Below are 10,538 nucleotides of genomic sequence, written 5' to 3' on the forward strand. Positions count from 1 at the left end.
CGTACGCGCCGGCGCGTACGGTGCGGTCAGCCCGCTCCCCGCATCTCGCGGGTGAGGGCCCAGCGCTCGTGGTCGCGCCAGGCCCCGTCGACGAAGAGCATGTCCGGCGAGAACCCCTCCAGGCGGAAGCCGCGACCGCGGGCCAGCGCGATGGAGGCGGCGTTGGCGGGCTGCACGTTGATCTCCAGCCGGTGCAGCCGCATCGGTCCGAACGCGTGCCGTACCACGAGGTCCAGCCCTTCGCCCATCAGCCCGCGCCCCGCCGCGTGCGCGAACGCGCCGTACCCCAGGACGCCGCACTGGAACGCGCCGTGCACGATGTTGTTGATGTTGATGAACCCGGCGATGGAGCCGTCCCGGCCCCCGCCGTCCGGGCCCGCGCCGGTGTCCGCCTTCTCGCAGACCAGGAAGCCGGCCTTGGTCGGGTCCTCGATCAGCCGCTGCGCGTACGCGGAGTACGCCGAGGCGCTGTCCGGCGGGAACAGCCAGGGGTGGTGCAGTTCCTTGCTCTCCCGCGCCCGGGCGGTGAACTCGGCGCCGTCCGCGTGGGTGAAGTGGCGCAGGCCCACGCGGGGGCCTTCGGCGAGGTAGCGGGGGGCAGGGTGCGGCACCCCGCCACCCTACGCCGGGTTCCGCGCGCGGGACCGGATCAGCCGAGCGCCGGTTCGTCGAGCGTCAGGGTGCCCGCGTCCGCGTCGAGTTCCGCCGTGACGCCGAACGGCACGGTGAGCGCCCCGTCGCAGTGCCCGAACCCGAACTGCTCTGCCACGGGCACGCCGAGACCGCCGAGCCGGTCGGCGAGCAGCGCCCGCACCCTCTCGTACGGGCCGCACTGCGCCCAGGAGCCGAGCAGCAGCCCCGACACCCCGTCGAACCAGCCGGCCCGGGACAGCTGGGTGAGGTACCGGTCGAGGCGGTACGGCTCCTCCCCCACGTCCTCCAGGCACACCAGTCCGCCGTGCGCGCGGGCCCTGGTGTGCGGGGTGCCGAGCCCGGCGGCGAGCAGGGCGAGGCAGCCGCCGAGCGTGACGCCGCGCGCCCGGCCGGGGACCAGCGCGGTGCCGTCGGAGGCGAGGGTGCGGACGCTCTCGGGCGTGAACAGGGTGGCCCTGAGGTGCTCCTGCGCGCGGGCGTTCTTGAGGAAGTCGACGCCCGCCGCCATCGGCCCGTGCAGGGTGACCAGGCCGAGCCTGGTCGCGAACGCCTCGTGCAGGGCGGTGATGTCGCTGAACCCGACGAAGACCTTCGGTCCGGCGGCGCGCATCGCCGGCCAGTCGAGCAGGTCGACCATGCGCTGCGCGCCGTAGCCGCCCCGGGCGCAGACCACCGCGTCCACGGCGGGGTCGCACCAGGCGGCCTGCAGGTCGGCGGCCCGGTCGGCGTCGCCGCCGGCCAGGTAGTCGAACCGGCCGTGGCGGTCCAGGACGTGGGGGGCGGCCACCGGGTCGAGGTCCCAGCCGCGCAGCACGTCGAGACCTGCCTGCAGCCGTTCCTCCGGTACGGGCCCGCTGGGCGCGACGACGGCCACCCGGGCGCCGGGGGCGAGCCGGGGCGGCCGCCGCAGCGGCTCGGCCCGGCTCGGTCCGGTGGTCCGGTTCACCGGCGCGACCCGGCCGGCCGGGTCAGTTCCAGCGTCGGCACGTCCGGCACCGACAGGCCGAACACCTGGGCGTACAGGGACAGTTCGGCCTCCAGTGCGCGCACCATGGTCTCGGTGCGCCGGAAGCCGTGTCCCTCTCCCTCGAAGGTGAGGTAGGCGTGCGGCACGTCCCGGCCCTCCAGGCGGGCGAGGAACCGCTCGCACTGCACGGGGGGGCAGATCCGGTCGTCCAGGCCCTGGAGGAGCAGGAACGGCGCGGTGAGCCGGTCGGCGTGGGCGGCGGGCGAGCGTTCGGCGTACCGCTCGGGGACCTCGGCCCGCGGGCCGATGAGGCTCTCGAGGTAGCGGGACTCGAAGTCGTGGGTCTCTCCCGGGCCCCAGCCGGTCAGGTCGAGCACCGGGTAGAGGATGGTGCCGCAGGCGTAGACGTCGGTCGTGGTCAGGGAGACGGCCGCGGTCCAGCCGCCGGCGCTGCCGCCGCGGACGGCGAGCCGGTCGCGGGCGGCGGTGCCCTCCTCGGCGAGGGCGAGCGCGACGGCGGCGCAGTCCTCGACGTCGACCACGCCCCACTGACCGCGCAGCCGGTCCCGGTAGGCGCGCCCGTAGCCGGTGGAGCCGCCGTAGTCGACCTCGGCGACGCCGAAGCCGCGCGAGGTGAGGTAGGCGATCTCGAGGTCGAGCACGAGGGGTGCCCGGCCGGTGGGCCCCCCGTGCGCCCGGATGACGTACGGCGGCAGTTCGCCGTCGGGCCCGGCGCAGCCGGGGTTGCGCGGCGGGTACACCCGGGCGTGGATCTCGCGGCCGTCCGGCCCGGTGAAGGTGCGGGCCCGCGGCTGCGGGTAGTGGGCGGGGTCCACGGCGTCCGTGTGCGGGGCGCCGATCACCCGGGCCCTGCCGGTGCGGGTGTCCAGCTCGACGACCTCGGGGGCGCTGCACGGGCTCGCCCCGACGGCCACCACGCGCTCGCCGTGGGCCGCGAGCGTGGGCGTGAAATCGGTCCAGGGGCCGGCCGCGTCGACGACCTCGCCCCGCTCCGGGTCGAGTATGCCGAGCGTGGCGGCGCCCCGGCCGTGCAGGACGGCGATCAGACCGCTGTCCAGCGGGGTGAACCAGCGCGACCCCAGCGTCCACAGCGGTCCGCCGAACTCCTCCTCGCGCGGGCAGACGGGTTCGCCGTCGCGGTAGAGGTTCCACCAGCCGGTGCGGTCGCTCGTGTGGAGCAGCCGGCCGTCGTGCGTCCAGTCGGCCTGGGCGATCGCCTCGCCCGGTCCGCCGGCCACGGTCCGGACGTCGTGCAGGAGGCCGTCGGGGGTGACGTCGGCGAGGCGGAGTTCGGTGCCGTCCCAGGGCATGCGGGGGTGGTCCCAGGCCAGCCAGGCGGCGCGCCGCCCGTCGGGCGAGAGGCGCGGCCCGGTGACGAACCGGTGCCGGCCGTCGGTCAGTTCGCGCACGGCACCGCGGTCGTCGGCGGCCGATCCGTCCAGCGGTACCGCGGCCAGGACGCGGCGCACGTCATCGGGTCCGTCGCCGGTGGACTCCTCCAGGACGCACCACACCTCGCCGCGGTCCGGCAGCAAGGTCGGCTCGGCCCAGCGCAGCCCCTGCCCCACCGGGGAGACGGGGGTCAGCGGCAGCGGCTCGCCGCCCGGCGCGTACCGGTGGAGGCGCTGGTCGGCGAAGTCGACGAACACCACGAGCGGGTCGTCGTCCCGCACGAAGCCGGCCCAGGGCCGTCCGCCGTACTCGTGGACCCGGCTGCGCACGTTCCAGGGCGCGGGCAGGACGGACTCCTCGGTGCCGTCGGAGTGCCGGCGCACCAGGGTGCGGCGGCCGCCTTCGGCGGGCCGGGGCTCGGTCCACCACACCTCGTCCCCGACGAACCCCACGTACTCGGGGCGTCCGTCGTGCGCGGCGGCCGTGGCCGCGTCGAGGGGCGAGGGCCACTCGCCGTACGGCAGGATGCGCACCGTCTCCCCCATGGCTCAGACCGTCCGCAGGAAGCGGTCGAGGACGCGGACGCCGAAGTGGAGCGCCTCGACGGGGACGCGCTCGTCGACTCCGTGGAAGAGGGCCTGGTAGTCGAAGCCCTCCGGCAGTTTCAGCGGGGCGAAGCCGTAGCCGGTGATGCCGAGGCGGGAGAACTGCTTGGCGTCCGTGCCGCCGGACATGCAGTACGGCACGGGGTGCCCCTCGGGCGCGAACTCCCGCACCGCGGCCCGCATCCGGGCGAACGTCGTCGAGTCCACCGGCGACTGGAGGGCCGGCTCCCGGTGGTGGAACTCCCAGTCCACGCCGGGCCCGGTGAGCCGGTCCAGGGTGGCGCGGAAGTCGTCCTCGCCGCCGGGCAGGATCCGTCCGTCGACGTACGCCTCGGCCTGGCCGGGGATCACGTTGACCTTGTAGCCGGCGCCCAGCACCGTCGGGTTGCTGCTGTTGCGGAGGGTGTGCTCGACGAGTTTCGCGGCCGGTCCCAGCTTGGTGAGCAGCGTGTCCACGTCGGAGAGGTCGGGGTCGACGCCGTAGAGGGCGGCGAGTTCGGTGAGCGCCGCGCGGACGGTCGGGGTGAGCCGCACCGGCCACTCGTGCTCCCCGATGCGGGCGACGGCGGCGGCGAGGCGGGTCACCGCGTTGTCCCGGTTGACCTTGGAGCCGTGGCCGGCCCGTCCGCGCGCGGTGAGCTTCAGCCAGGCCGTGCCGCGCTCTCCCGCGGCGATCGGGTAGAGCTGCCGGCCGGAGCCGTCGTGGACGGTGTAGGCGCCCGATTCGCTGATGCCCTCGGTGCAGCCCTCGAAGAGCCCGGGGTGCCGGTCGGCGAGGAAGCCGGAGCCGTCCCGGGCGCTGTCCTCCTCGTCGGCGGTGAAGGCGATCACGATGTCGCGCCGGGGCCGCACGCCCTGGCGGGCCCAGGAGCGCACCACGGCGAGGATCATCGCGTCCATGTTCTTCATGTCGACGGCGCCGCGCCCCCAGACCACCCCGTCGCGCACCTCGCCGGAGAAGGGGTGCACGCTCCAGTCGGCCGCCTCGGCCGGTACGACGTCGAGGTGACCGTGGACGAGGAGCGCGTCGGCCGTGGGGTCGGTGCCCTCGAGGCGCGCGACCACGTTGGTCCGGCCGGGGACGCGTTCGAGCAGCACCGGTTCCAGGCCCGCTCCGGCCAGCCGCTCGGCCGCGTACTCGGCGGCGGGCCGCTCCCGGCAGTCACCGCCGCCCCGGTTCGTGGTGTCGATCCTGATGAGGTCGGACGTGAAGGTCACGACCTCGTCCAGAGCGTGTTCGTCAGCCATACTGCTCCTCCACCGCGGCCGAGGCGATCGTGGTGACCGCCTTGAAGGTGCGGATCCCGTCGTACATGGTCCCGCTGGTGTACGCCACTTTCCGCTCACCGGTCCGGGCCACGCCCGGTACGACGGTGGCGGCCAGGGCCAGATGCTCGGCGTCGAACTCCACCGCGACGGTGAAGGGGCCCGCGGCCACCGGCTCGTGGCGCACCGCGAGCGCGGCGGCCTCCTCGGCCGCCGCGCGGATGTCGGAGGCCGTCCGGGCGGGGGTCCGGCACACCGCCGCGTACCGCGACACGTGGTCCTTGACCGCGACCTTCAGCGCCCCGGGCGCGTAACCGAGCGCGTCCTCGCAGGCCACGTCGTCACCGGTGACCAGGACGACCGGCACCCCGTACTCGGCGACGACGGCGGCGTTGAGCAGGCCCTCGCTCGCCCGCTCGCCGTTCAGCCACACTCCGGTGACGGAGTTGGCGAGGTAGGTGTGGGCGAGGACGCCCTCCATGCCGGCGCCGGCGTGGTAGCCGACGAACGCGACGCCGTCCACGTCGCCGTGCTGCACGCCCTCGACCATGGACAGCGACTTGTGCCGTCCGGTGAGCATCTCGGCCCGCTCGTCGAGCCGTTCCAGCAGGAGGTTGCGCATGGTCCAGTGCGCCTCGTTGACCAGTACCTCGTCGGCGCCGCCGTCGAAGAAGCCCCGCACCGCGGCGTCGACGTCGGAGGTGAACATGGACCGGCAGCGCTCCCACTGGGGAGTGCCCGGCAGCACGTCGGCCGGCCAGGTGACACCGGTGGCGCCCTCCATGTCGGCGCTGATGAGGATCTTCATGCGCCTCACGCTACGTCGTGCCGCCGGAGCTCTGCCAGCCTGCGGAGAACTCCCGCCGGCCGGGGCTCCTGACGGTACGGCACCCGCGCAACCGCCTCCGGGGACGCCGGGGCGGGGCCGGGCGTCCTCGCACGGCCCGCCGCGCCGTGAGGGGGCCGTGCGCCTCACGGCGCCGGCCGCCCCACGTCACCGCACCGGCTACTTCTCGACCTCGGTGGCGAGGTTGGCGAGCAGGGCGTCGTGGATGCGCGCCAGGCCCTTGGGGGCGAAGGTCCTCTCGAAGAAGCCGCCGATGCCCCCGGCGCCGGTCCAGGTGGTGGTCACGACGACCCGGGACCTGCCCTCCCCGGCCGGGGTGACGCGCCAGGTGGTGACCATGGACGAGTTGCGGTCCTTCTCGACCAGTTCGCCGTCGCTCGGCTCGGTGACCTCCACGAGGCAGTCGCGGACGCGCTTGCTGGTGGCCTGGAGCTTCCAGTGGACGAGGCTGCCCTCGCCGTCACCGCCCTCGCGGACCTCGTACTCGCTGTACTGCTCGGGCAGCACCCTGCCGCGCGTGCCGCTGTAGTCGGCGAGGGCATCGAACACCGTCTCCGCGTCCGCCGCGACGATCCGCTCCGTAGTGGCCTCGACCTGCGCCATCGCTTTCCTCCAGGACATGGGTTCTCGGGGGGGTCGGGGCAAGCCAACCACCCCCTCGCCCGGCCCCCCAAATCGGGAGTCCGGAAGTGATCGGGAGTGTGCTCAAACCAGTCGTTCGCGCGATCAAGGGAACGTTTGTTCTATTCTATGGACCCGTGCTTGGGCCAGTGCCACCGAGGAGGCGTCATGCGCTGGGAGAACCTCGCCCCGGACTCCGGACACAGCCGGGCCGACGCCGCACTGTTCGGCGCGGACGCGGTGACCACCCGCACCTTCGACACGCCGGAGTTCGCCGGGATCACCTTCCACGAGGTCCGCGCCCGCTCGGTGCTCGACCGGGTGCCCGGGGCGTCCCGCATGCCCTTCGAATGGACCCTGAACCCCTACCGGGGCTGCACGCACGCGTGCGTCTACTGCTTCGCCCGCAAGTCGCACGGCTACCTGGACCTCGACACGGGCGTCGGCTTCGACAGCCAGATCGTGGTCAAGGTGAACGCACCCGACGTGCTGCGCCGTCAGCTCGCCGCCCGGCGCTGGCAGGGCGAGCACGTGGCGGTGGGCACGAACGTCGACTGCTACCAGCGCGCGGAGGGCCGCTACCGGCTGATGCCGGGCATCCTCGCCGCGCTGCGCGACCACGCGAACCCCTTCTCCCTCCTCACCAAGGGCACCCTGGTCCTGCGCGACCTGGAACTGCTGCGGCAGGCCGCCGAGGTCACCGACGTCGGCGTCTCGGTCTCCGTCGGCTTCACCGACACCGGACTGTGGCGCACCGTGGAGCCGGGCACGCCCGCCCCGGAGCGCCGGCTGGAGGTCGTGCGCACGCTCACCGCGCACGGCATCGGCTGCGGTGTGCTGATGGCGCCGGTGATCCCGTTCCTGGGCGACCGGCCCGAGCAACTGCGGGCCACCGTACGGGCGATCGCCGCGGCGGGCGCCACCTCCGTCACACCGCTCGTGCTGCACCTGCGGCCGGGGGCCCGGGAGTGGTTCGCGTCCTGGCTCGGGCGGCACCATCCGCACCTGGTGAACCGGTACGAACGGCTGTACGCGGAAGGGTCCTACGCCCCGAAGTGGTACCAGCGCAGGATCACCCGTCAGGTCCACGACCTGGCCCGCGAGTACGGCATCGGCCCCGCCCGCGCGGAGCTGCCCCGCCGCCTGCGGTCCGCCGGGCACCCGGGGGCCGGTCCCCCGGACCACGGATCCCCTGTCTCCGGCTCCTCCTCCGGAGCCCCCGTCCCCCGGCACACCGGCCCCTGCCCGTCGGGCCCGACCCGGCTCTCCCTCCTGTAGGAGCGTCCGGCCCCCGGGAGCATTGGAGGGCATCCGTCGACCCGATCGGGTCAAGAGTCGGCGGAACGCGTTCATCCCACGGCTCGTTCCGGGACGATGCCGCGTGGACCGTGAGCCCGCGGTTCACCGACCTCCGTCCTGGGAGGACCACCCATGAGGAAACGCGCAGCAGTGCTGTGCAGTGCCGCCGCCGTCATGGCCGGGAGCCTGACGGCCCTGCCCGCCGAGGCGGCCGCACCGAGCGGCGCCGACACGTTCCGCGCGGCGAGACCCGTGTGGAAGGACTGCGGCACCGAGGACCATCCGACGCTGCAGTGCGCGTCCGTCGAGGCACCGCTCGACCACGCCCGCCCCGAGGGGCGGAAGATCACCCTGGCGTTGTCCCGCGTTCCGCACACCGCAAAGAAGTACCAGGGCCCGCTGCTGGTCAACCCGGGCGGTCCCGGCGGCAGCGGGCTGGCGCTCGCCGGGTTCGTCGCGGCCTCGCTGCCGAAGGAGGTGGCCGCCCAGTACGACGTGATCGGCTTCGATCCGCGCGGGGTGGGCGCGAGCAGGCCCGCGCTGAACTGCGATCCGGGGTTCTTCGACCCGGTGCGGCCGAATCCGGTGCCGAGCACCCGCGCGGTGGAGCAGGCCAACCTCGCGCGCGTGAAGTCGTTCGCCGACGCCTGCGGCAAGAAGCACGCGGACCTCCTGCCGCACGTGAACACGACCAGCGCGGTGCGCGACATGGACGTGATCCGGCGGGCGCTGGGCGCGGAGAAGCTCAACTACTTCGGCTACTCCTACGGCACGTACCTGGGCGCCGTGTACGCCAAGCTGTTCCCGGAGCGGGTACGGCGCCTGGTGCTCGACTCGGTCGTCGACCCCACCCAGGTCTGGTACGAGGCCAACCTGAACCAGGACCACGCCTTCGACGACCGCCACCGCGCCCTGATGGCCTGGATCGCCGAGCACGACGGCACGTACCGGCTCGGCATCGATCCGAAGGAGATCGAGGCCGGGTGGTACGCGATGCGCGCGGCCCTGGCGAAGAAGCCGGCCGGGGACAAGGTGGGCGCGGCCGAACTGGAGGACACCTTCCTGCCGGGCGGCTACTACAACGGCTACTGGCCCTACCTGGCGGAGGCGTTCGCGGCGTACGTGAACAAGGGCGACTCCGGGCCGCTGGTCAGGGCGTACGAGAACTTCGGCGCGACCGACGCCGCCGGCGCCAACGGCTACAGCGTCTACACGGCGGTCGAGTGCCGGGACGCCTCCTGGCCGCGGGACTGGCGGCAGTGGCGCAAGGACAACTGGGAGGTGCACGAGCGGGCGCCGTTCATGACGTGGAACAACGCCTGGTACAACGCGGCGTGCGCGTTCTGGCCGACCGGGTCGCTGCGGCCCGTGAACGTCGCCAACGGGAAGCTGCCGCCGGCGCTTCTCTTCCAGGCCACCGACGACGCGGCCACCCCCTACCAGGGCGGCGTGACGACCCACCGCCTGCTGGCCGGGTCCAGCCTGGTGGTGGAGCGGGGCGGCGGCAACCACGGCATCACGCTCAGCGGCAACGCCTGCCTGGACGGGCACCTGACGGCGTACCTGGCCGACGGCACCGTGCCGCGCGGCGGCGGCGAGGCCGACGCGGTGTGCGCGGCACTGCCCGATCCGGAGCCGCTGACGTCCAAGGCGGTGCCGAGCACGGCACGCGGTTCCGTGCTGCACGGCCTGCTCGGCTTCCGCCGCTGAGCGCCTGACGGGCCGTCGGGGACGGGGCCGGCGCACCCGTGGTCCCTCGTGAACGCGTGAGTGACCCGGCCCGCGTCCCCGTCTCCGGCGGCACGGCCCCCGCGGTGCGGCCCGCGGCTAGCGCTGTCCCGGGATCCGCGGCGTGGAGGTCCGCCGCTGCCCGGGGATGCGCGCCAGGGCGCGGACCGCCGCCTCGGCCAGGACGGGGTGGGCCAGGGCCTCGTTCAGGACGGGTGCGGCGCGGGTGTCGCCGAGTTCGCCCAGTCCGTCCACGCAGGCGAGGGCGACCCTGCGGTGGGGGTCGTGCGGGCGCAGCCGCCGGCGCAGTGTGGTGATCAGGGCGGGCACGGCCTCCGGGGCGCGCAGGGCGACGAGCAGGCGCACGGGGTGCAGGGCGTAGGCGACGCGGAGTTCGTTGGTGGCGAGGGCGGCGGCGGCGCGGGCGGTGCGCGGGTCGCCGAGGCGCGCCAGGGCGTGGGCGGCGGCGGCGCAGCGCGGGGGGTCCCGGTGGTTGAGGAGGAGCACGAGGGTCTCGAAGGCCCGCCGGTCACCCGCGAGCCCGAGCCGGAAGGCGGCCAGTTCCCTGGCCCAGAGCGGCTGCCCGGGTTCGGTGAGCACGGCGGCCAGGGCGTCGGGGTCCTCGGTCGCCAGGAGCCGGTCGACGGCCGCCGATCCGGCCGCCTCGGCCCGTAAGCGCTCCGTGAGCGATCGCAACTCTTCGTCCATGCCCCGAGGTTAGACGGACCACCCGGCCGTCGGGACGTACATCACAAACACCGGGGGCTGGCGCGCTCGTTACCCGCGAGTTAAGCTCAATCGAGCGAGTTACCCACTCGTGTTCCGCTGTTCGTTTCTCCTCACGGTGGTTTGGTGACGCAGCCACGGTGAGTGCAGTCGGTCCGGTACCCGTACGCGTGTACCGCAGTACGGCTCGGCCTCGGGACAAGGCCGGCCGGAACCGCCGTTCCCGGGCGTGCGCCCGCCGTGACGGCACCGGGCGTGTGCGCTCGCAGCCCGGCATCACCCGCATTCCGCACGACGTACCCGGTGCGCCCTCAGGCGCGCCGGGCGCGTTCTCCGTCGTCACCCTCATTCCTGGAGTCCCTCGATGGCCACTCCCCTGTCCCCCCAGTCCGACACCCCCGCGCCCCCGATC

9 protein-coding genes are annotated in these 10,538 nt (G+C 74.2%); 2 read left to right on the forward strand and 7 right to left on the reverse strand.

The features are described 5' to 3' along the window. Nucleotides 1-26: 26 nt before the first annotated feature. The 6 genes from AOK18_RS06435 to AOK18_RS06460 form a co-directional block, all read right to left on the reverse strand. A complete protein-coding gene (locus AOK18_RS06435) occupies nucleotides 27-611 on the reverse strand; it encodes a GNAT family N-acetyltransferase (protein ID WP_055693669.1) in 585 nt (194 codons plus the stop codon). 38 nt (nucleotides 612-649) lie between these two features. Next, nucleotides 650-1,600, reverse strand: coding sequence for a S66 peptidase family protein (locus AOK18_RS06440; protein WP_055693670.1), 951 nt, complete (start codon nucleotides 1,598-1,600; stop codon nucleotides 650-652). Beyond that, on the reverse strand, nucleotides 1,597-3,579 hold the full coding sequence (locus tag AOK18_RS06445) for a prolyl oligopeptidase family serine peptidase (RefSeq protein ID WP_055693671.1): 1,983 nt from the start codon (nucleotides 3,577-3,579) through the stop codon (nucleotides 1,597-1,599). Before AOK18_RS06445 ends, AOK18_RS06440 begins: the two co-directional genes overlap by 4 nt. A gap of 3 nt (nucleotides 3,580-3,582) precedes the next feature. Then, nucleotides 3,583-4,887: a M20/M25/M40 family metallo-hydrolase gene (locus tag AOK18_RS06450; protein ID WP_055693672.1), complete on the reverse strand. Its 1,305-nt coding sequence runs from the start codon at nucleotides 4,885-4,887 to the stop codon at nucleotides 3,583-3,585. Then, nucleotides 4,880-5,713, reverse strand: coding sequence for a M55 family metallopeptidase (locus AOK18_RS06455; RefSeq protein WP_055693673.1), 834 nt, complete (start codon nucleotides 5,711-5,713; stop codon nucleotides 4,880-4,882). Before AOK18_RS06455 ends, AOK18_RS06450 begins: the two co-directional genes overlap by 8 nt. A 198-nt stretch (nucleotides 5,714-5,911) precedes the next feature. Further along, the gene (locus AOK18_RS06460) at nucleotides 5,912-6,355 is read right to left on the reverse strand and encodes an SRPBCC family protein (RefSeq protein WP_055693674.1); all 444 of its coding nucleotides are present in this window, start codon (nucleotides 6,353-6,355) and stop codon (nucleotides 5,912-5,914) included. A gap of 186 nt (nucleotides 6,356-6,541) precedes the next feature. Between AOK18_RS06460 and AOK18_RS06465 the strand changes: the two genes are divergently transcribed. Continuing rightward, nucleotides 6,542-7,651, forward strand: a complete 1,110-nt coding sequence (locus tag AOK18_RS06465) for an Rv2578c family radical SAM protein (protein WP_079104869.1) — start codon at nucleotides 6,542-6,544, stop codon at nucleotides 7,649-7,651. A gap of 153 nt (nucleotides 7,652-7,804) precedes the next feature. Then, nucleotides 7,805-9,382, forward strand: coding sequence for an alpha/beta hydrolase (locus AOK18_RS06470; protein WP_055693675.1), 1,578 nt, complete (start codon nucleotides 7,805-7,807; stop codon nucleotides 9,380-9,382). A gap of 117 nt (nucleotides 9,383-9,499) precedes the next feature. Here AOK18_RS06470 and AOK18_RS06475 read toward each other — a convergent pair whose 3' ends face one another. Further along, nucleotides 9,500-10,108, reverse strand: a complete 609-nt coding sequence (locus AOK18_RS06475) for an adenylosuccinate lyase (protein ID WP_055693676.1) — start codon at nucleotides 10,106-10,108, stop codon at nucleotides 9,500-9,502. Nucleotides 10,109-10,538: the final 430 nt, after the last annotated feature.

The sequence above is a fragment of the Streptomyces prasinopilosus genome, assembly GCF_001419695.1.
Taxonomy (GTDB): Bacteria; Actinomycetota; Actinomycetes; order Streptomycetales; family Streptomycetaceae; genus Streptomyces; species Streptomyces prasinopilosus.